The organism is Streptoverticillium olivoreticuli subsp. olivoreticuli (genome assembly GCF_003391135.1).
Classification (GTDB): Bacteria; Actinomycetota; Actinomycetes; order Streptomycetales; family Streptomycetaceae; genus Streptomyces; species Streptomyces blastmyceticus.
Map to the genome: position 1 here is coordinate 8,326,352 of NZ_CP031455.1, position 26,572 is coordinate 8,352,923.

Consider the following 26,572-nt stretch of genomic DNA (forward strand, 5'->3'; position numbering starts at 1 on the left):
GTGGACAAGGAACAGAAGCTCCGGGACTACCTGAAGCGGGCGAGCGCCGATCTGCGGCGTTCCCGGCAGCGGGTGGGCGAACTGGAGGCTGCGGCCCGTGAGCCCATCGCGATCGTGGGCATGAGCTGCCGCTTCCCCGGGGGTGTGACGACCCCCGAGGAACTCTGGTCCATGCTCGTCGCGGGCGAGGACGGCATCACGGAGTCCCCCGCCGACCGCGGCTGGGAGCTGCTGACGGGGAACGCCGGGGAGGCCGGGGGAGCGGAGAAGTTCTCCGGCGGATTCCTGCACGACGCGGCCGAGTTCGACGCCGGATTCTTCGGGATCTCCCCGCGAGAGGCGCTCTCGATGGATCCCCAGCAGCGGGTGCTGCTGGAGTCCTCCTGGGAGGCCTTCGAACGGGCCGGCATCGACCCGGCCGCGGTCCGCGGCACCAGGACGGGCGTGTTCGTCGGGGCCATGCCCCAGGATTACCGGGTGGGCCCGGAGGACGACGTCCAGGGCTTCACCCTGACGGGCCAGGCCACCAGCGTCCTGTCGGGCCGGCTCTCCTACTTCTTCGGGGCCGTCGGCCCGGCGGTGACGGTCGACACCGCCTGCTCGTCCTCCCTGGTGGCCCTGCACCTGGCCGCCCACTCCCTGCGCCAGGGCGAGTGCTCCCTGGCGCTGGCCGCGGGCGTCACGGTGATGTCCACACCCACGACGTTCGTGGAGTTCGCCCGCCAGGGCGGGCTGGCCGCCGACGGGCGCTGCCGCTCCTTCGCCGACGCAGCCGGCGGTACCGGCTGGGCCGAGGGCGTGGGCGTACTGGTCCTGGAACGGCTCTCGGAGGCCCGGCGCAACGGGCACGAGGTGCTGGCCGTCATCCGGGGCTCCGCCGTCAACCAGGACGGTGCCTCCAACGGGCTGACCGCGCCCAACGGCCCGTCCCAGCAGCGGGTGATCGAGCAGGCGCTGGCCAACGCGCGGCTCTCGGCCGACGCGGTCGACGTCGTCGAGGCGCACGGCACGGGGACCACCCTGGGCGACCCGGTCGAGGCCCAGGCGCTGATCGCGACCTACGGCCGCAACCGCGCCGAGGACCGCCCGCTGCTGCTGGGCTCCGTCAAGTCGAACCTCGGCCACACCCAGGCGGCGGCCGGCATGGCCGGCATCATCAAGATGGTGCTGGCCATGCGGCACGGCACGCTGCCCCGCACGCTGCACGTCGACGCGCCGTCCTCGCACGTGGACTGGACGGCGGGGGCCGTACGCCTGCTGACCGAGCAGGCCCCCTGGCCGCGGGGCGAGGAACCGCGCCGGGCCGGCATCTCCTCGTTCGGGATCAGCGGCACCAACGCGCACACGATCCTGGAGGAGGCGCCGTCCGAACGGGCCCCCGGGACCGCAGAGAAGGACGCGGAGGACGCGGAGGAGACCGCCGCGGTCGCCGAACCCGCCGCACCTGTCGAGCTCATCGCCGCGGGTGCCGTCCCGTGGCTGCTCTCCGGCCGCACCCGGGAGGCCCTGCGCGCCCAGGCGGGCCGGCTGCTGGCCTTCCTCACGTCCCGTCCCGAGCTCGAATTCGTGGACGTGGCCCACTCGCTGGCCACGGCCCGCTCGGCCTTCGAGCACCGCGCCGCGTTCACCGCCGCCGACCGCGACCGGGCCCTCGAAGCCCTCACCGCGCTGGCCGACGGCGAACCGGCGCCGGGCCTGGCCCACGGCACGGTTCAGGGCCGCTCCAAGCTCGCCTTCCTCTTCGCCGGACAGGGCTCCCAGCGGCCGGGCATGGGGCGTGAACTCCACGCCCGTTTCCCCGTCTTCGCCGCCGCGCTCGACGACATCCTCGCCCACTTCGACGAGGGACTCGAAAAGCCCCTGAAGGACGTTCTGTTCGCTGCCGAAGGCACGCCCGAGGCCGGTCTGCTGAACGAGACCGGCTACGCGCAGCCCGCACTGTTCGCGATCGAGGTCGCGCTGTACCGGCTGGCCGAATCCCTCGGCATCAAGCCGGACTTCCTCGCCGGGCACTCCATCGGCGAGATCGCGGCCGCGCACGTCGCCGGGGTCTTCTCGGCCGCCGACGCCGCGGCCCTGGTGCTCGCCCGTGGCCGGCTCATGCAGGCGCTGCCCGCCGGCGGCGCCATGGTCTCGCTGGAAGCGACGGAGGACGAGGTCCTCCCCCTGATCGAGAACCGGCGGGACCGCGTCTCGATCGCGGCGGTCAACGGACCCACCGCCCTCGTCGTGGCCGGCGCGGAGGACGAGGTCGCCGCCGTCGCCGGGCACTTCACCGCACTGGGCCGCAAGACCAAGCGGCTGCGGGTCTCGCACGCCTTCCATTCCCCGCTCATGGAACCCATGCTGGAGGAGTTCCGAGCCGTCGTCTCCGGCCTCGCGCCGCAGGCACCCGTCATCCCGGTCGTCTCCGGCCTGACCGGCACCCTCGCCACGGTCGAGCAGCTGACCTCCCCCGACTACTGGGCGGACCACGCCCGCCACGCCGTCCGGTTCGCCGACACCGTGGCCTGGCTGAGCGGCCACGGCACCGGCACCTTCCTCGAACTGGGCCCCGACGGTGTCCTGTCCGCCATGGCCCAGGCATGCCTGGACGGCACCGACGACGACAACGGCACCACCGGGGCCGTGCCCGCCACGCTCGCCGTGCTGCGGCCGGGCCGCCCCGAGGCCGAGACGCTCACCACCGCGCTGGCGGGCCTGCACGTCCGGGGCGTCGCCGTCCGGTGGGAGCCCTGGTTCGCGGGTACCGGCGCCCGGCGCACGGACCTTCCCACGTACGCCTTCCAGCACCGCAGGTACTGGCCCAAGGGCATACCCGCACAGGGCGCCGACGTCCGCGCCGCGGGCCTGGGCGCCGCCCGCCACCCGCTGCTGGCGGCGGCCGTGTCGGTCGCCAACTCCGACGGCCTGCTGCTGACCGGCCGGCTGTCGCTGCGCACCCACCCCTGGCTGGCCGACCACGCCGTACGCGGCACGGTGCTGCTCCCCGGCACCGCCTTCCTGGAGCTGGCCGTCCGGGCGGGGGACGAGACCGGCTGCGGCCGCGTCGAGGAACTCACCCTGGCCGCACCCCTGGTCCTGCCCGCGGAGGGCGGTGTCCAGGTGCAGGTGTGGGCCGGCAGCCCGGACGAGTCCGGCCGCCGTACCTTGAGCATCCACTCCCGCCCCGACGGCCCCGAGGAGCTGCCCTGGACGCAGCACGCCGCCGGAACCCTCGTCGCCGGCGAGCACCGCGCCGGCTTCGACGCCACCGCCTGGCCCCCCACCGGCGCCGAGCCGCTCGACCTCGACGGTTTCTACGACCGCATGGCCGACGGCGGTTTCGCGTACGGCCCCCTCTTCCAGGGCCTGCGTGCCGCTTGGCGCGCCGGTGACGACGTCTACGCCGAGGTGACGCTGCCGGAGACGGGAGCCTTTGACACCGGCTCCTTCGGCATCCACCCGGCCCTGCTGGACGCCGCGTTGCACGCCTCGGCCTTCGCCGGCCTCGGCGAGCAGGGCCGCGGCGGCCTGCCCTTCTCATGGCAGGACGTGACCCTGCACGCGAGCGGGGCGACGGCGGTCCGGGTGAAGCTGGCCCGGGCCGACGACGACGCGGTGACGATCGCCGTCGCCGACACCTCGGGCGCCCTCGTGGCCTCCGTGGGCTCGCTCGTCCTGCGCGCGATGCCGGACGAGCAGCTGACCGCCGCCTCCCTCGCGCGCGACGCCCTGTTCGAGCTGCGCTGGGCCCCGCTGCCGGAGACCGCCGGAACGGCGCCCTCCGCGGTCGCCGTCCTCGGCCCGGACCTCTTCGGCCTCGCCGAAGCACTGACCTCGCCGGACCGCACGGTCACGGAGCTGCCCGGCCTGGCCACCGCCGCCGACATCCCGGAGGTCGTGCTCGCCCCCGTCGCCGGCACCGACGGTGACGAACCGGCCGCCTCCGCGCACACCCGCACCGCCCATGTCCTGGAGCAGCTGCGGTCCTGGCTGGAGAACGAGCGGTACGCCGGCTCGCGGCTGGTCTTCGTCACCCGCGGCGCGGTCACCACCGACGGCCGTCAGGCGCCGGACCCGGCGGCCGCCGCCGTCTGGGGCCTGGTGCGTGCCGCACAGACCGAACACCCGGACCGCTTCGGCCTGGTGGACCTCGACCCCGCCGGGCCCACCGCGCCGGAGCTCGTCCGGGCCCTGGCCACGGACGAGCCGCAGACCGCCCTCCGCGGCGGCGCCCTGCTCGGCGCCCGGCTCTCCCGCGCCCAGGCGCCGGGGAGCGGCACGCCGTGGAACCCCGAGGGCACCGTGGTGCTCACCGGTGCCACCGGCGGCCTGGGCCGCGTACTGGCCCGGCACCTGGTCACTGAGCGCGGCGTACGGCACCTGCTGCTCGTCAGCCGCCGGGGCCTCGCCGCCGAGGGCGCCGAAGAGCTCGTCGCCGAACTGACCGGGCACGGCGCACGGGTCGCCGTCGAGGCCTGCGACCTCGCCGACCGCGCCGCCGTGGACCGGATGCTGGCCGCGGTGCCCGCCGAGCACCCCGTCACCGCCGTCGTGCACAGCGCCGGCACGCTCGACGACGGCCTGATCGAGTCGCTGACCCCCGAGCGGATCAGCGCGGTGCTGCGGCCCAAGGCCGATGCCGTATGGCACCTCCACGAGGCCACCCGGGGGCTGGACCTGGCCGCCTTCGTCGTCTTCTCCTCCCTCTCCGGCACCGTGGGCGCGGCGGGCCAGGGCAACTACGCCGCCGCGAACGCCTTCGTCGACGCCGTCGCCCAACTGCGCCGCGCCGAAGGGCTGCCTGGGCTCTCCCTGGGCTGGGGCCCGTGGGCGCCCACCGGCGGCATGACCGGCGGGCTGACCGACAACGACCTCCAGCGCCTGGCCCGTGCGGGCACGCCCGCGCTCACCGAGGAACAGGGCGTCGCGCTCTTCGACATCGCGACCGCCGCGACGACCGCCGTCCTGCTGCCGGTCAGGCTGGACCTGTCCGTCCTGCGCGTCAGTGGCGAGGTGCCGGCGCTGATGCGCGGCCTCGTCCGTACCCCCGTCCGCCGCTCGGTGGTCTCCGGCTCGGAGACGGCCGTGAGCCTCGTCCAGCAGCTGTCCCGGCTGCCGGAGGCCGACCGCCACGAGGTGGTGCGCGACCTCGTGGCCGGCCAAGTGGCCGCCGTGCTCGGCCACTCCGGTACCGCCGAGGTCGACGCGGAGCGCCCGTTCCGGGAGCTGGGCTTCGACTCGCTCACCGCCGTGGAACTGCGCAACCGGCTCCGTACGGCCACCGGCCTGCGCACCGCCGCGACGGTGGTCTTCGACTACCCGACCGTCGCCGCGCTCGCCGCGCACGTCCTCGGCGAGCTCATGGGCTCCGAAGCCGCCGTCACGGCGGACGCCCCCCGGGCCGCCGCCGAGCAGGACCCCATCGTCATCGTCGGCATGAGCTGCCGCTACCCGGGCGGCGTCGCCTCGCCCGAGGACCTGTGGCGGCTGGTCAGCGAGGGCACCGACGCCATCTCGGGCCTGCCCACGGACCGCGGCTGGGACCTGGAGGCGCTCTACGACCCGGACCCGGACCGCCTCGGCACCTCCTACAGCCGTTTCGGCGGATTCCTGCACGAGGCACCCGAGTTCGACCCCGCGTTCTTCGGCATGAGCCCCCGTGAGGCGCTGGCCACCGACTCGCAGCAGCGGCTGCTCCTCGAGGCGTCCTGGGAGGCCTTCGAGCGCGCCGGCATCGACCCGGTGTCCCTGCGCGGCAGCCGCACCGGTGTGTTCGCCGGCGTCATGTACAACGACTACGCCATGGTCCTCGCCGGCGGGCAGTTCGAGGGCCACCAGGGCAGCGGCACCTCGCCGAGCATCGCCTCCGGGCGCGTGTCCTACGCCCTCGGTCTTGAGGGTCCCGCCGTCACCGTCGACACGGCGTGCTCGTCCTCGCTCGTCGCCATGCACTGGGCGATGCAGGCCCTGCGCGCGGGGGAGTGCTCGCTCGCCCTGGCCGGCGGTGTCACGGTGATGTCGACGCCGGGCTCCCTCATCGAGTTCTCCCGGCAGCGCGGCCTGTCGCCGGACGGCCGCTGCAAGGCCTTCTCCGACAGCGCCGACGGCGTCGGCTGGGCCGAGGGCGTCGGCATGCTCGTCCTCGAACGGCTCTCCGACGCCCAGCGCAACGGGCACCGGGTCCTGGCCGTCGTACGGGGCTCCGCCGTCAACCAGGACGGCGCCTCCAACGGGCTGACCGCCCCCAACGGCCCGTCCCAGCAACGGGTGATCCGGCAGGCGCTGGCCGGCGCCGGCCTGTCCGTCGCGGACGTCGACGCGGTGGAGGCGCACGGCACCGGCACCACGCTCGGCGACCCCATCGAGGCCCAGGCCCTGCTCGCCACCTACGGGCAGGACCGCGACCCGGAGCAGCCGCTGCTGCTCGGCTCCGTGAAGTCCAACATCGGCCACACCCAGGCGGCGGCCGGCGTGGCCGGCGTCATCAAGATGGTCATGGCCATGGACCGGGGCGTGCTGCCCCGCACCCTGCACGCCGACGAGCCGTCCTCGCACGTGGAGTGGGACGCCGGAGCGGTGCGCCTGCTCACCGAGGAGACCCCCTGGCCGCAGGCGGGCCGGCCGCGGCGCGCCGGAGTCTCCTCCTTCGGCTTCAGCGGTACGAACGCACACGTCGTCCTCGAAGAGGCCCCGGCCGCCCCCGGCCCGCGCGACGAGCGCGAACAGCCGCTCCACGCACCGGCCGTCGTGCCGTGGACCCTGTCCGGCAGGAGCCGGGCGGCGCTGCGGGACCAGGCGGCCCGCCTGCGGTCCTTCCTCGACGACCGCCCGGCCTTCGACCCGGCCGACGTCGGCCTCTCCCTCGCCACCACCCGCTCGGCCTTCGACCAGCGGGCCGTCGTCACCGGCGACCGCGACGAACTGCTGCGCGCGCTCGCCGCCCTGGCCGCCGACCGGCCCGATCCCGCGCTCACCGAGGGCGAGACCGGCGGCGCGGGCAAGCTGGCCGTGCTCTTCGCCGGACAGGGCAGTCAGCGCCCGGGCACCGGCCGTGAACTCCACGCGCGCTTCCCCGCGTTCGCCACCGCCCTCGACGAGGTGGCCGCCGCCCTCGACCCGCACCTGGACCGCCCCCTGAAGGACGTCCTCCTCGCCCCGGCCGGCAGCCCCGAAGCGGAGCTGCTGGACCGCACCGAGTGGACCCAGCCGGCGCTCTTCGCCGTCGAGGTCGCGCTCTACCGTCTGCTGCGCACCTGGGGGATCCGCCCCGACGTCCTGCTCGGCCACTCGGTCGGCGAGATCGCCGCCGCCCATGTCGCGGGTGTCCTCCCGCTGCCCGACGCGGCCCGTCTGGTCGCCGCGCGGGCGCGGCTGATGCAGGCCCTGCCCGCCACCGGTGCGATGATCTCCCTCCAGGCCACGGAGGACGAGGTGGCGCCCCTGCTCGCGGGACGCGAACACCAGATCTCCCTCGCCGCCGTCAACGGCCCCACCGCCGTCGTCGTCTCCGGCGACGAGGCCGCCGCCGAGGAGATCGCCGCCCACTTCGCCGCGCAGGGCCGCAGGACCAAGCGGCTTCCCGTCAGCCACGCCTTCCACTCGCCGCTCATGGAGCCCATGCTCGACGAGTTCCGTGAGGTCGCCGCCCAGCTCACCTACGCGGCACCGACGCTCACCGTCATCTCCGACCTCACCGGCCGGCCCGCCACGGAGGAGGAACTCCGGTCCGCGGACTACTGGGTCGCGCACGCGCGCGGCACGGTCCGCTTCGCCGACGGCATACGCGCCGCTCAGGCGCACGGTGCCGCCACCTTCCTCGAACTCGGCCCCGACAGCGTGCTGTCGTCCCCCGCCCAGGACACCCTGGGCGACGGGACGGACGCGGACTTCGTCCCGCTGCTGCGCGCCGACCGCGGCGAGGAGCGGTCCGTCACCTCCGCGCTCGCCCGCCTGCACGTCCGCGGCACGGCCGTCGACTGGCCCGCGTACTTCACCGGCATGGGCGCGCGCACCGTCGACCTGCCCACGTACGCCTTCCAGCACGAGCGCTACTGGCCCGAGGCCGCCCCGGCCCGCGGCCCGCAGGCCGCCGCCGACCCCGCGGACGCCGAGCTGTGGAGCGCCGTCGAGCGCGGTGACGCCGCGGGGCTCGCGGGCCTCCTGGGCCTGCGCGACGAACAACACGCCTCCCTCTACGCGCTGTTGCCCGCCCTGTCGTCCTGGCGTCAGCTCCGGCAGGAGAAGGCGCTGCTGGACTCCACCCGCTACCGCGTCGCCTGGCGCCCGGTACGGCCGGCCGCCGCCCCCGTCCTGGACGGCACCTGGCTGGTCGTGACCGCCGAAGGCACCGACAGCGACGAGATCCTGGACGCGCTGCGCGGCCACGGCGCGCAGTTCGAGACGCTCGTGCTGGACGCGGACTGCCGCGAGCGCGCCGTACTCGCCGCCCGCCTGGAGGCCGTACGCGACACGGGACGGCCCCTGTCCGGCGTGCTGTCCCTGCTCGCACTCGCCGACAGGCCGGGCACCGAGCCGCCGGCCGGCCTCGCGCTCAGTATCGCCTTGACCCAGGCGCTCGCCGACACCGAACTCGCCGCCCCCGTATGGGCCCTGACCCGCGGCGCGGTCACCACGGGCGCCGCCGACCCGCTCACCGACCCCCTCCAGGCAGCTGTCTGGGGCCTGGGCCGCGTCGCCGCCCTCGAACACCCGCAGCTGTGGGGCGGCCTGATCGACCTGCCGGCCGTCCTCGACGGCCCCGCCACCCAGCACCTCGTCAGCGCCCTCGCCGCACAGGGCGACGAGGACCAGATCGCCATCCGCGCGACCGGTGCGCTCGGCCGGCGCCTCGTACGCCACCCGCTCGACGGACTGCCCCCGGCCGACGCCTTCACCGCGCGGGGCACCGTGCTCGTCACCGGCGGCACCGGAGCGCTCGGCGCCGAGGTCGCCCGCTGGCTCGCCCGCAGCGGTGCCGACCACCTCCTCCTCACCAGCCGCCGCGGCCCCGACGCCCCCGGCGCCGGAGAGCTGGCCGCCGAACTGGCCGACCTGGGCGCCCGGGTCACCGTCGCGGCCTGCGACACCGCCGACCGCGACGCGCTGGCCGCGCTGCTGGCCTCCGTACCGGACGAGCACCCGCTGACCGGCGTCGTGCACGCGGCCGGCGTCGGCCAGGCGGCCCCCCTCACGGAGACCTCCCTGGCCGCCGCCGAGGAGGCGATGGCCGCGAAGATGCTCGGGGCGGCCCACCTCGACACCCTCCTCGACGGCCACGACCTCGACTTCTTCGTCCTGGTCTCCTCGATCGCCGGAGTCTGGGGCAGCGCCGGGCAGAGCGCCTACGGCGCCGCCAACGCCTATCTCGACGCCCTCGCCGAACACCGACGGGCCCGCGGCCTGCCCGCGACCTCGGTGGCCTGGGGCCCCTGGGGCGAGCTCGGCATGGCCACCCACGAGGCCGTGGCCGACCAGCTGCGGCGGCAGGGGCTGCGCTTCCTCGCCCCCGCCACCGCCATGGCCGAACTGCGCCGCGCGGTCGTCCAGCAGGACGTCACCGTCACGGTCGCCGACGTCGACTGGGACCGCTACCACCCCGTCTTCACCTCCTCCCGCCCCAGCCCCCTCTTCGACGAACTGGCCGACGTCCGGGCCCTCGCGCACACCGACGGCGAGAGCGCCGTACCGGAGTTCGCCGCACGCCTGCGGGGACTCGGCGAGGACGAGCAGGAGCGGCTCCTGACCGACCTGGTGCGCGCCGAGGCGGCCGTCGTCCTCGGCCACACCTCCGCCGAGGGCGTCGCGGAGCGGCGGGCCTTCCGCGAGGCGGGCTTCGACTCGCTGACCGCCGTGGAGCTGCGCAAGCGGCTGGCCGCGCTCACCGGCCTGTCCCTGCCCGCCACCCTGGTCTTCGACTACCCGACCCCCGGCGCCCTCGCACGCCATCTGCGCGCCGAACTCCTCGGCACAGCGGGCGAGTCGGCGGCGGCCGTGGCCGTACCGACCCCCGGCGGCTTCGACGAGCCCATCGCCATCGTCGGCATGAGCTGCCGCTTCCCCGGCGGCGTCCGCTCCCCGGAACAGTTCTGGGAGCTGATCTCCGAAGGCGTCGACGCCATCTCCGACTTCCCCGTCAACCGCGGCTGGAACACCGACCTCTACCACCCGGATCCGGACAACAACGGCACGACGTACTCCACCCAGGGCGGATTCCTGCACGACGCGGGCGAGTTCGACGCCGGATTCTTCGGCATCTCGCCGCGCGAGGCCCTGTCGATGGACCCCCAGCAGCGGCTGCTGCTTGAGACCACCTGGGAGGCGTTCGAGCAGGCCGGCATCGACCCCGCGACGGTCCACTCCACGGCGACCGGAACCTTCATCGGCTCCACCTACCAGGAGTACGGCCTCGGCATCGACGACCCCTCCGCCGGCCACCTGGTGACCGGCACCAGCCCCAGCGTGCTCTCCGGGCGGCTGGCCTACCTCTTCGGCCTCGAAGGGCCGGCCGTCACCGTCGACACGGCCTGCTCCTCGTCCCTGGTCGCCCTGCACCTGGCCTGCCAGTCGCTGCGCAACGGCGAGAGCTCGCTGGCCCTGGCCGGCGGCGCGACGGTGATGACCAACCCCAGCCCCTTCGTCGCCTTCAGCCGACAGCGGGCCCTCGCGGGCGACGGCCGCTGCAAGGCGTTCTCCGACAGCGCCGACGGCATGACGCTCGCCGAAGGCGTCGGCATCCTCGTCCTGGAACGCCTCTCCGACGCGCGTCGCAACGGCCGCGAGATCCTCGCCGTCGTCCGCGGCTCCGCCATCAACCAGGACGGCGCCTCCAACGGCCTGTCCGCCCCGAACGGCCCGTCCCAGCAGCGCGTCATCCGCCAGGCCCTCGCCAACTCCGGGCTGGCCCCGGCGGACATCGACGCCGTCGAGGCGCACGGCACCGGCACCGCCCTCGGCGACCCCATCGAGGCCCAGGCCCTGCTCGCCACCTACGGCTGGGCCCGCGACGCCGAACACCCCCTGCTCCTGGGCTCCGTGAAGTCCAACATCGGGCACACCCAGTCGGCGGCCGGCGTGGCCGGCGTCATCAAGATGGTCATGGCACTGCGCCACGGCGAACTGCCGCGCACCCTGCACGCCGACACCCCCTCCAGCCACGTCGACTGGACCTCCGGCACGGTCTCCCTGCTGACCGACCGCACCGACTGGCCCGAGGGCGGGCGCCCGCGCCGCTGCGCGGTCTCCTCCTTCGGCATCAGCGGCACCAACGCCCACACCGTCCTCGAAGAGGCGCCCCGGTCGCAGGAGACGGCCCCCGCGCCGGAGACCGAGCCGGTGCCCCCGGCCGGCGGTGCCGTCCCCTGGGTGCTGTCCGCGCGGACCCCGGGCGCCCTGCGCGCCCAGGCCGCGAACCTCGCCGCCCTCCTCGACGGCGAGCAGCCGCCCGGCGCCCTCGACACCGGCCACAGCCTGGTGGCCTCGCGCACGCTCCTCGACCACCGCGCCGTCGTCGTCGGCACCGGCGACGAGGACCAGGCGGCGGCCCTCCGGGCCCTCGGCGAGGGGCAGTCGGCCCCGGGCGTCGTCCAGGGCACCGCCGACACCGACGGCAGGACCGTGTTCGTCTTCCCCGGCCAGGGCTCCCAGTGGGCCGGCATGGGGGCGCGGCTGCTGGAGGAGTCCCCGGTCTTCGCCGAGCGCCTGCGCGAATGCGCGGCCGCCCTCTCGGAGTTCACCGACTGGTCGCTGATCGACGTCCTGCGCCAGGCCGAGGGCGCGCCCACCCTGGACCGCGTCGACGTCGTCCAGCCCGCCTCGTTCGCCGTCATGGTCTCGCTGGCCGAACTGTGGCGCTCCCACGGCATCACCCCCGCCGCCGTTGTCGGCCACTCGCAGGGCGAGATCGCCGCCGCCGCCGTCTCCGGCGCCCTGTCACTGGAGGACGCCGCCCGCGTCGTGGCACTGCGCAGCCAGGCCATCGCCCGGGTGCTGGCCGGATCCGGCGGCATGATGTCGGTCCCGCTGCCCGTGGCCGAGGTCGAAGAGCGCCTCGCCGCGTACGAGGGCCTGTCCGTCGCCGCCGTCAACGGACCCCGCTCCGTCGTCGTCTCGGGTGCCCCCGAGCCGCTGGAGGCCCTCCTGGCCGAGCTGACCGCCCAGGACGTCCGCGCCCGGCGCATCGCCGTCGACTACGCCTCGCACTCCGCACAGGTGGAGCTGCTGCGGGACGAACTGCGCGACGCCCTCGCGCCGGTCCGGCCACGTGCCCCGCAGGTGCCTTTCTTCTCCACCGTCACCGGCGACTGGCTGGACACTGCAGTTGGCTCCGGCGTCCCCGACGCCGACTACTGGTACACCAACCTCCGGCAGACCGTCCGCTTCGAGCCCGCCGTGCGCGAACTCCTCGCGCGGGACCACCGCTTCTTCATCGAGGTCAGCTCCCACCCCGTCCTCGCCATGGGCATCCAGGAGACGGCCGAGGCGGCGGACGCCCGGGCCGTGGTGCTCGGCACGCTCCGGCGCGGAGCCGACGGCACCGACCGCTTCCTGACCTCGCTCGCCGAGGCCTTCGTCCGCGGCGCGACCGCCGACTGGTCCCGCGTCTTCGCCGGCACCGGGGCCCGCCGGGTGCCGCTGCCCACCTACCCCTTCCAGCGCGAATACCTGTGGGCCGTCCCCGCCGCACCGCGGGACCGCCACGAAACCGACCCCGCGGACGCGGAGTTCTGGACGGCGGTCGAGGAGGAGGACGTCGACTCCCTCGCCTCCAGCCTGCGCCTCGACCGCACCTCGCTGGCCCCGGTGCTCCCGGCGCTCTCGCACTGGCGCAAGCACCGCCGCGACCTGTCGACCGTGGACTCCTGGCGGTACCGCGCCGCATGGCAGCCGCTGACCGCCCTGCCCGCCGCGGCCCTGACCGGCACCTGGCTCGTCGTCACCGCCGGAGGAACCGACGCCGACGACGTCACGGACGCCCTCGCCGCCCACGGCGCGGACCCGCGCACGCTCGTCCTGGACGAGGCCTGCGCGGACCGTACGGCCCTCGCCGCCCGCCTGACGGAGCTCGCGGACCTCACGGACCTCACGGGTGTGGTGTCCCTGCTGGCCGCGGCCGAGCACCCGAGCGCGGACCACCCGGCGCTCACCACCGGCCTCGCCCTGACCGTCTCGCTCGTCCAGGCGCTCGGCGACACCGGCATCGACGCACCCCTGTGGTGCCTGACCCGCGGCGCCGTCTCCACCGGCCGTGCGGACCGGCTGACCCGGCCCGCCCAGGCCCAGATCCTCGGCCTCGGCTGGACGGCGGCCCTCGAACACCCGCAGCGCTGGGGCGGCGTCGTCGACCTGCCCGAACAGCTCGACCGGCGCGCAGCCGAACGCCTGGCCGCCGTCCTCACCAACCGCACCGGCGAGGACCAACTCGCCGTCCGCTCCTCGGGCGTTCTCGCCCGCCGCGTCGTGCGCGCCGCCTCCGCCGACCCGGACCCGGCCCGCCCCTGGTCGCCCCGCGGCACCACCCTCGTCACCGGCGGCACGGGCACGCTCGCCCCGCACCTGGCCCGCTGGCTCGCCCGGCAGGGCGCCGAGCACATCGTGCTGACCAGCCGGCGCGGCCCGGCGGCGCCCGGCGCGGCGGAGCTCGTACGGGAACTCGCCGAGCTGGGCTGCGAAGCCACCGCCGTCGCCTGCGACCTGACCGACCGCGCCGCGGTCGCGGACATGCTCGGGGCACTCAAGGCCGAGGGCCGCACCGTCCGTACGGTCGTCCACACCGCCGTCACCATCGAGCTCGCGCCGCTCGCGGAGACGACCCTCGACGACTTCGCGAGGGTCGTCGACGCCAAGGTCTCCGGCGCCCGGCACCTCGACGAACTCCTCGACGACGACGAGCTCGACGCCTTCGTCCTGTACTCCTCCACCGCGGGCATGTGGGGCAGCGGGGCGCACGCCGCCTACGTCGCCGGCAACGCCTACCTCAACGCCCTCGCCGAGCACCGCCGCGCCCGGGGCGCCCGGGCCACGGCCGTCTCCTGGGGCATCTGGGCCGACGACCTGAAGCTCGGCCGCGTCGACCCCGGCCAGATCCGCCGCAGCGGACTCGTCTTCATGGACCCGCAGCTCGCCCTCACCGGGCTGCGGCAGGCCCTCGACGACGACGAGACGGTTCTCGCGATCGCCGACGTGGACTGGGAGCGCTACCACCCGGTCTTCACCTCCGGGCGGCCCGCCCCCCTCTTCGCCGACCTGCCCGAGGTCCGGCGGCTGGAGGAGGGGAGCGCCGAAGTCCAGTCCTCCGGCAGCGAGTTCGTCTCCAGGCTGCGCGGACTGGCCCCGGCCGAACAGGACCGCCTCCTGCTCGACCTGGTACGCGCCGAGGCGGCCACCGCGCTCGGCCACGCCTCGCCGGACGTGCTGTCCGAGGAGCGGGCCTTCCGCGACGTGGGCTTCGACTCGCTGACCGCTGTCGACCTGCGCAACCGGATCGCCGCCGTCACCGGGCTCGCCCTGCCGAGCACCATGGTCTTCGACCACCCCAACCCGCTCGCGCTCGTGGCCTGGCTGCGCGGAGCGATCGCCGGCACCGGGACGGCGGCCGCGGCGCGTGCCGCCGCGGCCCCCGCCGACGACGAGCCCATCGCCATCATCGGCATGAGCTGCCGCTACCCGGGCGGCATCGCCTCCCCGGAGGACCTGTGGCGGCTCGTCGCCGAGGGCGGCGACGCCACCGGCGAGTGGCCCACCGACCGCGGCTGGGACACCGAGGGCCTCTACGACCCCGACCCCGACCGGCCGGGCCGCACCTACTCGACCCGGGGCGGCTTCCTCCACGAAGCCGCCGACTTCGACGCCTCCTTCTTCGGCATCTCGCCCCGCGAGGCGCTGGCCATGGACCCGCAGCAGCGCCTGCTGCTGGAGACCTCCTGGGAGGCGCTGGAGCGCGCCGGCATCGACCCCGCCACCCTGCGCGGCAGCGGCACCGGCACCTTCATCGGCGCCAGCTACCAGGACTACGCCGCCAACGCCGCGACCCCGGCGGGCAGCGAGGGACACGCCATCACCGGCACCATCTCCAGTGTCCTGTCCGGCCGCCTGTCCTACACCTACGGCTTCGAGGGCCCGGCCGTCTCGCTCGACACCGCCTGCTCGTCCTCCCTCGTCGCCCTGCACCTGGCCTGCCAGTCGCTGCGCAACGGCGAGAGCTCCCTCGCCCTCGCCGGCGGCGTCAGCATCATGTCCACGCCGTTCCCGTTCATCGGCTTCAGCCAGCAGCGGGCGATGGCGGCCGACGGCCGCTGCAAGGCCTACTCAGACCAGGCCGACGGCATGAGCCTGGCCGAAGGCGTCGGCCTCGTCCTCGTCGAGCGGCTCTCCGACGCCCTGCGCAACGGGCACGAGGTCCTGGCCGTGATCCGCGGCTCCGCCGTCAACCAGGACGGCGCCTCCAACGGCCTGACCGCCCCCAACGGCCCGTCCCAGCAGCGCGTCATCCGCCAGGCCCTCGCCAACGCCGGCGTGGCCGCCGCCGAGGTCGACGTCGTCGACGGACACGGCACCGGCACCGCCCTCGGCGACCCCATCGAGGCCCAGGCGCTCCTGGCCACCTACGGACAGGACCGCGACCCGGAGCAGCCGCTGCTGCTCGGCTCCGTCAAGTCCAACATCGGCCACACCCAGATGGCGTCCGGCATCGCCAGCGTCATCAAGATGGTCATGGCCATGCGCGAGGAGGCCGTCCCGCGGAGCCTGCACATCGACCGGCCCTCCTCGCACGTCGACTGGAGCTCCGGCGCCATCCGGCTGCTCACCGAGCCGCTGGCCTGGCCGGCCACCGGACACCCGCGCCGTGCGGGTGTCTCCTCCTTCGGACTGAGCGGCACCAACGTCCACACCATCCTCGAACAGGCGCCGGACGAGCGGCCCGAGGAGGAGACGACGGACACGGCCCGCCCGGCCGGGGCCGTCCCCCTGACGCTGTCCGGACGCACCGAAGCGGGCCTGCGCGCCCAGGCCGGCCGACTCCTGTCCCACCTCACCGACCACCCCGGAGCGCCCCTCACCGACCTCGCCTTCTCCCTCGCCACCACCCGGGCCGCCCTGGAGCACCGCGCGGCCGTCGTCACCGACGACCACGACGCGCTCGCCCGCGCCCTGGCCGCCCTGCGCGACGGCACCCCGGACGCCGGCCTGCTCACCGGCGGCCGGAGCCGCGGCCGCCTGGCCTTCCTCTTCACCGGCCAGGGCAGCCAGCGCCCGGGCATGGGACGCGAGCTCTACGAACGCCACCCGGTCTTCGCCGAGGCACTGGACGCCGTACTGGCCCGCTTCGACCTCGAACTCGACCGCCCGCTGCGGGAGATCCTGTTCGCCGCACCGGACACCCCCGAGGCCGCGCTGCTCGACGACACCGGCTGGACCCAGCCGGCCCTCTTCGCCCTCGAAGTGGCGCTGTTCCGGCTCGCCGAGTCCTGGGGCCTGCGCCCCGACTACGTCGCCGGGCACTCCATCGGCGAGTTCGCCGCCGCGCACGCCGCCGGAGTCCTCTCCCTGGCGGACGCCTGCACCCTCGTCGCCGCACGCGGCCGGCTGATGGCCGCCCTGCCCACGGGCGGTGCCATGGCCTCCGTCGAGGCGGCCGAGGACGAGGTGGCGCCCCTGCTCGCCGCGTACGAGGGGCGGGTCTCCGTCGCCGCCGTCAACACCCCGTCGTCCCTGGTCCTCGCGGGCGACGAGGACGCGGTGCTCGCCCTCGCGGCCCGCTTCGAGGAGCTCGGCCGCCGGACCAAGAGGCTGCGCGTCAGCCACGCCTTCCACTCGCCGCACATGGACGCGATGCTGGAGGACTTCGCCCGCGTCGCCGCCGGCGTCATTTACCACGCGCCCTCGCTGCCGTTCGTGTCCACCGTCACCGGCACCCTCGTCACCGCCGACGAACTCCGCTCGCCGGAGTACTGGACCGGACAGGTCCGCGGCACCGTCCGCTTCGCCGACGCCGTCCGCCGGCTCACCGAGCACGGTGTGACCACCTTCTTCGAACTCGGCCCGGACGGAGTGCTCTCCGGCGCGGTCCGCGCGACCGCCGACGAGGAGAGCGGCGCCGTCGCCGTCCCGGCCCTGCGCCGCGACCGTCCCGAGGGCCCGGCCCTCACCACGGCCCTCGCCCGGCTCCACACGCACGGCGTACGGGTCGACTGGACCGCGGTGTTCGCCGGTACCGGCGCCCGGCGGACCGACCTGCCGACCTACCCCTTCCAGCGCGAGCGCTACTGGCCCGAGACGGCCGCCGTGACCTTGGCCGCGGAGGGCCCTGCCGACGGGGCGGACGCCGCGTTCTGGTCGGCGGTCGAGCGCGCGGACATCACGTCCCTTGGCACCTCCCTCGACCTGGACGACGACACCCTCACCGCCGTCGTGCCCGCCCTGGCGTCCTGGCGCCGCAAGCGCGTCGAGCGCTCCACCGTCGACAGCTGGCGCTACCGGGCCACCTGGAAGCCCCTGACCGGCGCCTCCCGCCCCGCGACCCCGTCCGGCACCTGGCTGGTGCTCGCCCCGGCCGACGCCGCCGACCCGGCATGGCTCGACGCGGTCACCGGCGCCCTCGCCACCGACACCGTCCGCCTCGACGTCACCACCCCGCAGCGCGAGGCTCTGGCCGACCGCCTGCGCGAACTGGCCGCCGGAGGCGACGGGTTCACGGGCGTACTGTCCCTGCTGGCCGTGGCCGACGAGGACGGGCGGGACGCCCCCGACGCGCCCGCCGGCCTGCTGCTGACGACGGCCGCCGTACAGGCACTGGGCGACGCCGGCATCGAGGCACCCCTGTGGTGCGTGACGCGCACCGCCGTGGCGGTCGGCCGCTCCGAACAGCTCGCCCGCCCCGCCCAGGCAGCCGCCTGGGGCCTCGGCCGGGTGGTCGCCCTGGAGCACCCCGAGCGCTGGGGCGGCCTCGTCGACCTCCCCGACGAGCTCGCCGACACCACCCTGCGCCGACTGGCCGCCGTCCTCGCCGGAAGCGACGGCGAGGACCAGCTCGCCGTACGCGCCACCGCGACGTACGCCCGCCGGCTGGCCCACCACCCCGTCGGGGACGCCCCCGCACCCGGCGAGTTCCGGCCCGGCGGCACCGTGCTCGTCACCGGCGGCACCGGCGCCCTGGGCGGCCGCGTCGCCCGCTGGCTCGCCGCACGAGGCGCCCGGCACCTGCTGCTCGTCAGCCGCCGCGGCGCCGACGCGCCGGGAGCCGGGGAACTGCGGGCCGCACTGGAGGACTCGGGCGCCCGCGTCACCCTGGCCGCCTGCGACACCGCCGACCGCGACGCGCTCACCGCCGTACTCGCCGCGATCCCCGGGGAACACCCGCTCACCGCGGTGTTCCACACCGCCGGCACCGTCGACGACGGCACCGTGGACACCCTCACCCCCGAGAAGTTCACCGCCGTCCTGCGCGCCAAGGTCACCGCCACCCTCAACCTGCACGAGGCGACCCGCGACCACGGCCTGACCGCCTTCGTCCTCTTCTCCTCCGTCGCCGGCACCCTCGGCGCCCCCGGCCAGGGCAACTACGCAGCCGCCAACGCCTTCCTCGACGCCTTCGCCGAGCACCGCCGCGCGGCGGGCCTGCCCGCGACCTCCCTCGGCTGGGGCCCCTGGGCCGAGGCAGGAATGGCCGCCGACGGACCCGGCGTCGACAGCCGCGTCCGCCGTGGCGGCTTCACCCCCATGGCACCCGGACTCGCCCTCACCGCGATGCGCCACGCCATCGAACACGGCGACACGGCCACGACCCTCGTCGACGTCGACTGGGAGCGCTACGCGGACGTCTTCACCGCGCTCCGCCCCAACCCCTCCGTCGGCGACCTCCCCGAACTGCGCCGGACCGGGGCCACGGCCCCCGCCGGCACACCCGGGACCGCCCTGCGGGAACCCGCGCTGCGCCGGCGGCTCGCCGGGCTCTCCCCGGCCGCGCGCCCGCGGTTCGTCCTCGACCTCCTGCGCGGACAGGTGGCCGCGGTCCTCGGGCACTCCGGCACCGGGAGCGTCGGCGCCGACCAGGCCTTCAGCGACCTCGGCTTCGACTCGCTGACGATCGTCGAACTGCGCAACGCCCTGACGGCCACGACCGGGCTGAAGCTGCCCGCGACCCTCGTCTACGACTACCCGACCCCGCTCGCCCTCGCCGAGTTCCTGCTCACCGAGCTCCTCGGCACCCTGCCCGAGGAGGCCTCCGGCACTCCCGCGCAGGCCGACCGGGCGGTGTCCGAGGACCCCATCGCCATCGTCGGCATGAGCTGCCGCTTCCCCGGCGGCGTCGCATCCCCCGAAGACCTCTGGCGGCTCCTGAGCCGCGGCGAGGACGCGATCGCCGGATTCCCCGCCGACCGGGGCTGGGACCTGGACGAGCTCGCCCGGGGCGCCTCCGCGACCCTCGACGGCGGATTCCTCGACGGCGTCGGACTCTTCGACGCCTCCTTCTTCGGCATCTCGCCCCGCGAGGCCCTCGCCATGGACCCCCAGCAGCGCCTGCTGCTGGAGACCACCTGGGAGGTCTTCGAGCGCGCCGGGATCGACGCGACCACCCTGCGCGGCAGCCGCACCGGCGTCTTCGTCGGCACCAACGGCCAGGACTACGCCACGCTCCTGCGCAAGGGCACCGCCGACGTCCGCGGCCACGTCGCCACCGGCAACACCGCCAGCGTCATGTCCGGCCGGCTCTCCTACGCCCTCGGCCTTGAGGGCCCGGCCGTCACCGTCGACACCGCCTGCTCCTCCTCCCTCGTCGCCCTGCACATGGCCGCGCAGTCCCTGCGCAGCGGCGAGTGCACCCTCGCCCTCGCCGGCGGCGTCTCGGTGATGTCCGGTCCCGACTCCTTCACCGAGTTCACCGTCCAGGGCGGGCTGGCCCCCGACGGCCGCATCAAGGCCTTCGCCGACGCGGCCGACGGCACGGGCTGGTCCGAGGGCGTGGGCGTCCTCGTCCTGGAGCGCCTCTCCGACGCCCGCCGCAACGGCCACGAGGTCTGGGGCATCGTGCGCGGCACCGCCGTCAACCAGGACGGCGCCTCCAACGGCCTGACCGCCCCCAACGGCCGTGCCCAGCAGCGCGTCATCCGCGAGGCACTGGCCGACGCGGGCCTCGCCCCCGCCGACGTCGACGCCGTCGAGGCCCACGGCACCGGCACCACACTCGGCGACCCCATCGAGGCACACGCCCTCATCGCCGCCTACGGACAGGACCGCGAACTCCCGCTGCTGCTCGGCGCGGTCAAGTCGAACCTGGGCCACACCCAGGCCGCGGCCGGCGCCGCGGGCATCATCAAGATGGTCATGGCGATGCGCCACGGCACGCTGCCCAGGACCCTGCACGTCGACGCCCCGACCTCGCACGTCGACTGGTCGGACGGCGCGGTCTCGCTCCTCACCGAGGAGCGGGACTGGCCCGGGACGGGGCGCGCCCGGCGGGCCGGCGTCTCCGCCTTCGGCGTCAGCGGCACCAACGCCCACGTCATCATCGAGCAGGCCCCGGAGGCGGAGGCCGAGCCCGGGGCGCAGGCGCCCGCCACGGCGCAGGGCGCGGTGCCCTGGCCGGTGTCGGCCAAGTCCGAGGCCGCGCTGGCGGCCCAGATCGAGCGGATCTCCGCGCTGACCGGCCCCTCACCCGCCGACGTGGGCTACTCCCTCGCCACCGGCAGGGCCGCGTTCGCCCACCGCGCGGTGCTCCTGGCCGACGGCGGGCGGGTCTCGGAACTCGCGCGCGGCGTCACCCAGGGAGACACCGGGAAGCTCGCGGTGCTGTTCTCGGGGCAGGGCGCGCAGCGCGTCGGCATGGGACGGGAGCTCTACGCCCGCTTCCCGGCGTTCGCCGAGGCCCTCGACGCGGTGGCGGCCCACTTCGACACCGAGTTGGAACGCCCGCTGCGGGACGTCATGTTCGGCGAAGCGGAGGGGCTGGACGAGACCGGGTTCACACAGCCTGCTCTGTTCGCCGTCGAGGTGGCGTTGTTCCGGCTGGCCGAATCCTGGGGGATCCGCCCGGACTTCGTCGCGGGTCACTCGATCGGTGAGATCGCGGCGGCTCACGTGGCCGGGGTGTTCTCCCTGGAGGACGCCTGCCGGCTCGTCGCGGCGCGGGCACGTCTGATGCAGGCACTGCCCGCGGGCGGTGCGATGGTCGCCGTCCAGGCCGCGGAGGAAGAGGTCGCCGGACGGCTGGTGGACGGTGTGTCGATCGCGGCCGTCAACGGTCCGGAGTCGGTCGTCCTCGCGGGCGAGGAGGCCGAAGTGCTCCGCATCGCCGAGGAATTCGCCGCCGAGGGCCGCAAGACCCAGCGACTGTCGGTGAGCCACGCCTTCCACTCCGCGCTCATGGAGCCGATGCTGGCGGACTTCCGCCGGGTCGCCGAGGGCCTGTCCTACGAGGCGCCGCGGATCCCGGTCGTCTCGAACGTGACGGGCGGGCTCGCCACGGAAGAGCTGGTGTGCTCTGCCGAGTACTGGGTCCGCCACGTCCGTGAGACGGTCCGCTTCGCCGACGGTGTACGCACCCTCGCCACCGAAGGCTCCTCCGTCTTCCTGGAGTTGGGACCCGACGGTGTGCTGACGGCCATGGCCCAGCACACCCTGGACGACACCTCCGTGGCCGTACCGGCCCTCCGCAAGGACCGCCCCGAGGAGACGGCCCTGCTCACCGCCCTCGCGCGGCTGCACGTCGCGGGTGTGGACGTGGACTGGGCCGGGCTCTTCGACGGCACCGGCGCCCGCCGCACCGACCTGCCGACGTACCCGTTCCAGCGCGAGTGGTTCTGGCCGGAGAGCGCCCCCGCGGGGGCCGCGCAGGACGGCCCGCAGAACCCCGAGGACGCCGAGTTCTGGGCCGCGGTGGAGCGCGAGGACCTGGCGGCGCTGTCGGCCGACCTGGAGCTGGACGACGCCTCGCTGTCCGCCCTCGTGCCCGCCCTGTCGACCTGGCGCCGCAAGCGCGCCGAGCGCACGGCCGTCGACGGCTGGCGCTACCACGTGACCTGGAAGCCGCTCACCGGAGCCGCGCCGGGCGCGCTCACCGGACCGTGGCTGGCGCTCGTCCCAGAGGGAAGCGCCGCCGACAAGTGGACCGCCGCCGTGATCGCGGCCCTCGGCGAGGACGCCGTCGTGATCGAGGCCGGCCCCGCCGCACTGATCGCGGACCTCACCGAACTCGCCCTGGAGGGACGCCGGTTCACCGGCGTCGTCTCCCTGCTCGCGGCCCCGGCCGCCGACACCCTCCCCGTGGGCCCGGCCCGGCCGGGCGAGGCGGTGGAGGCGCTGGCGGACGCCGGGATCGACGCCCCGCTGTGGTGCGTCACCCGGGGCGCGGTGTCGGTCGGCCGCTCGGACGCGGAGACGAGCGCCGCCCAGGCGGCGGTGTGGGGGCTCGGCCGCGTGACGGCCCTGGAGCACCCGGACCGCTGGGGCGGGCTCGTCGACGTACCGCACGTGCTCGACCGCCGCTCGGCGGACCGCCTCCGCGCCGTCCTGTCCGGCACGGACGGCGAGGACCAGGTGGCCCTGCGCCCCTCCGGCGCCTTCGGCCGCCGGCTGACGCGCGCCACGGCCGACGCCCCGTCGGCGCCGTGGCAGCCGACCGGCACGGTCCTGGTCGCCGGCGACGTGGCCGGCTCCGGCGGACACCTCGTCCGCTGGCTCGCGGAGCAGGGCGCCCAGCGCGTCCTGCTGGCCACGGCCACCGCGCCGGACGCCACGGACCTGGGCACCGAACTCGCCGAACTCGGCACCGAGTTGACACTCGTCACCTGCTCCCCGGCCGATGGCGAGGCGCTGCTGACCGCGCTCGCCGCCCTTCCCGAGACCCAGCCGCTGACCGCAGTGGTGTACGCCGGTGAGGAGGGAGCGCCCTCCGCCGACGGGCCGGGCGCGGCCCTGGCCGCGCTGCACGCGGGCGCCGAGAACCTGGTGGCCGTGGCCGACGCCGCGACCGGCGGGCGGCCCCTGGACGCGTTCGTCCTCTTCTCCTCGATCGCCGGGACGTGGGGCGTGAGCGGCAGGGGAGCGGACGCGGCCGCCGGGGCCTTCCTGGACGCCCTGGCCCTGCGCTACCGCGCCCGCGGACTGCGCGCCCTGTCGGTCTCCTGGGGCGCCTGGGCGGACACCGCCCCCGACGGCCTGGCCGCGCACCTGCGGGCCAACGGGCTGCCCTCGATGGACCCCCGGCGGGCCCTGACCGCGCTCGCCCGGTCCGTCGGCACCGACGCCTCCTCGGTGACGGTCGCCGACGTGCGGTGGGACCGGTTCGCGCCGGCCTTCGCCCGCACCCGGCCCGGCGCCCTCTTCACGGACCTGCCCGAGGCCCGCGAGGCCCTGGCGGGCCCCGCCGAGCCCGGCACGGCGGGACCCGCGTCCGGCCTCCGGGCCGAACTCGCGGCCCGCCCGGCCGCGGAGCGGACCGAGGCGCTGCTGGCCGTGGTCCGCGGCGAGGCGGCCTCGGTGCTCGGGTTCGCCGACGCCGACGCCGTCCCCTCCGGACAGGCGTTCAAGGACCTCGGCTTCGACTCGCTGACCGCCGTCGACCTGCGCAACCAGCTCGCCACCGCGACGGGCCTGGCCCTGCCCGCCACCCTCGTCTTCGACTACCCGACCGCCGAGGCGCTGGCCGGCCACCTGCTGGCCGAACTCCTCGGCGAGGACGGCGAAGAGCTGCCCGGGACGGACGCCCCGGGGGTGCGCGCCGCCGCGGCGGACGACCCGATCGTGATCGTCGGCATGAGCTGCCGCTACCCGGGCGGGGTCCGCTCGCCCGAGGACCTGTGGAACCTGGTCATGGGGGGCGTGGACGCCATCGGCGGCTTCCCCGCCGACCGGGGCTGGGACCTGGACCGGCTGCTGCACGGCGACCGGGACGGCCGGGGCCGGACCGTCGCCCGCGAAGGCGGATTCCTCTACGACGTGGCGGACTTCGACCCCGGCTTCTTCGGGATCTCGCCGCGCGAGGCGATGGTGATGGACCCGCAGCAGCGCATCCTGCTGGAAGCCGCCTGGGAGGCGCTGGAGCGCACCGGCATCGACCCGGCGGAGCTGCGCGGCGGCGACACGGGCGTGTTCATCGGCGGCGGCTCGGGCGACTACCGGCCCGAGGCCGGCCAGCTGGGCCACGCGCAGACCGCGCAGTCGGCCAGCCTGCTCTCCGGCCGGGTGTCCTACAGCTTCGGTCTGGAGGGCCCGTCCGTCAGCGTCGACACGGCGTGCTCGTCGTCGCTGGTGGCGGTCCACCTCGCCGCTCAGGCCCTGCGCAACGGCGAGTGCTCGATCGCGCTCACCGGCGGCGTGACCGTGATGTCCAGCCCGGTGAACTTCATCGAGTTCGGGGAGCTGGGAGCCCTCTCGGCGGACGGCCGCTGCCGGGCCTTCTCCTCCTCGGCCGGCGGCACCGGCTGGTCCGAGGGCGTCGGCGTCCTCGTCCTGGAGCGGCTCTCGGACGCCCGGCGCAACGGGCACGAGGTCCTCGCGGTCCTGCGCGGTTCGGCCGTCAACCAGGACGGCGCCTCCAACGGCCTCACCGCCCCCAACGGCCCCTCGCAGCGCCGCGTCATCCGCCGGGCCCTGGCCAACGCCGGGCTGGCACCGGCCGACGTGGACGCCGTGGAGGCCCACGGCACGGGCACCACGCTGGGCGACCCCATCGAGGCGCAGGCCCTGCTCGCCACCTACGGCAAGGACCGCGAACAGCCGTTGCTGCTGGGGTCGCTGAAGTCCAACATCGGGCACACCCAGGCCGCCGCCGGCGTCGCGGGCGTGATCAAGATGGTCATGGCGATGCGCCACGGCGTCCTGCCCAGGACGCTGCACATCGACGAGCCCTCGACGCACGTCGACTGGACCGCCGGCGCGGTCGAGCTGCTGACCGAAGCGGCCGACTGGCCGGAGACGGGCCGCCCGCGCCGGGCGGGCATCTCGGCCTTCGGCGCCAGCGGCACCAACTCCCACGTCATCATCGAGCAGCCCGCACCGGCCGCCGGACCCGGGCCCGAGCCCGCGGAGGAGCCCGGCCTGCTGCCCGTGCCCGTGTCGGCCGCCGTGCCGGAAGCCCTGCGGGACCAGGCCAGGCAGCTGCACGCCTATGTGAGCGCGCGGCCCGGGCTCACCCCCGCCGCCCTCGCCCAGGCCCTGGCCACCACCAGGTCGGCCTTCGCGCACCGGGCCGCGGTCCTCGCCGGCGGCCGTGACGACCTGCTCCAGGGCCTGGCCGCGCTCGCCGACGGCCTCGCCTCGCCGCAGGTGGTCCAGGGCGGCGCCCCGGCCCGCCGTGGCAAGCTGGCGGTGCTCTTCTCCGGCCAGGGCTCGCAGCGCGTCGGTATGGGCCGCGAGCTCCACGCCCGCTTCCCGGTCTTCGCCGAGGCCCTCGACGCGGTGACCGCGCACCTGGACGCCGAGCTCGAACGGCCCCTGCGGGACGTCATGTTCGACGACGCCGAGCGGCTGGACCGCACCGGATACACCCAGCCCGCGCTGTTCGCCATCGAGGTGGCGCTGTTCCGGCTGGTGGAGTCCTGGGGCATCCGCCCCGACTTCGTCGCCGGGCACTCTGTCGGCGAGATCGCGGCGGCGCACGTGGCCGGGGTGTTCTCCCTGGAGGACGCCTGCCGCCTGGTGGCCGCACGGGCGAGGCTGATGGACGCCCTCCCCCAGGGCGGCGCCATGGTCGCCGTCCGGGCCGCCGAGAGCGAGGTGCTGGCGCACCTGACCGACGGCGTGTCGGTCGCCGCGGTCAACGGACCGGAGTCGGTGGTCCTCTCCGGGGACGAGGACGCGGTGCTCGCCATAGCGGAGAAGTTCACGGCCGACGGGCGCAAGACTAGGCGTTTGCGGGTGAGCCATGCGTTTCACTCGCTGCACATGGACGCCATTCTCGAGGACTTCCGACGGGTCACCCGGAGCGTCGCCTACGGCGCCCCGGCGATCCCGCTCGTGTCCAACCTGACCGGCGAGGCGGCGACCGAGGAGCAGGTGTGCTCCCCGGACTACTGGGTGCGCCACGTCCGCGAGGCCGTCCGCTTCGGCGACGGCGTCCGCACCCTCGCCGAGCGCGGAGCCTCCGTCTTCCTGGAGCTCGGCCCCGACGGCTCGCTGTGCGCCATGGCCCAGGACACCCTCGACGCCCTGGCCTCGACGGCGGTGGCCGTACCGGCCCTGCGCAAGGGCCGCGACGAGGAGGAGTCCCTGCTCACCGCGCTCGCCCGGCTGCACGTCGACGGCCTCGACCCGCGCTGGCCCGCGCTGCTCGGCCCGGCCCGGCCCCGCCGCACCGACCTGCCCACCTACCCCTTCCAGCACCAGCGGTTCTGGCCGCAGCCGCAGCCGGCCACCGGCCCCGGCGCGCCCGGCGGCGAGGACGACGGCTTCTGGTCCGCCGTCCGGGACGAGGACTTCGCCTCGCTCGAATCGACGCTGAACGTCGACGGCGACGCCCTGTCCAAGGTGCTCCCCGCGCTCGCGGACTGGCGCCGCCGGCGCGGCGAGGTGAACACCGTCGACGGCTGGCGGCAGCGGATCACCTGGAAGCCGCTCACCCCCGCCCCCGACCGCACCCCGGCGGGCACCTGGC

Annotated in this window: 1 protein-coding gene (only partly in view); it reads left to right on the top strand. The window is 75.6% G+C overall.

The window, feature by feature from the left end:
- Positions 1-26,572, top strand: the 5' portion of a protein-coding gene (locus tag DXZ73_RS35985; RefSeq protein WP_116216099.1) for a type I polyketide synthase. The gene runs 1,913 nt beyond the window's last position; only the first 26,572 of its 28,485 coding nucleotides appear in the window; it begins with the start codon at positions 1-3; its stop codon lies off the right edge, out of view.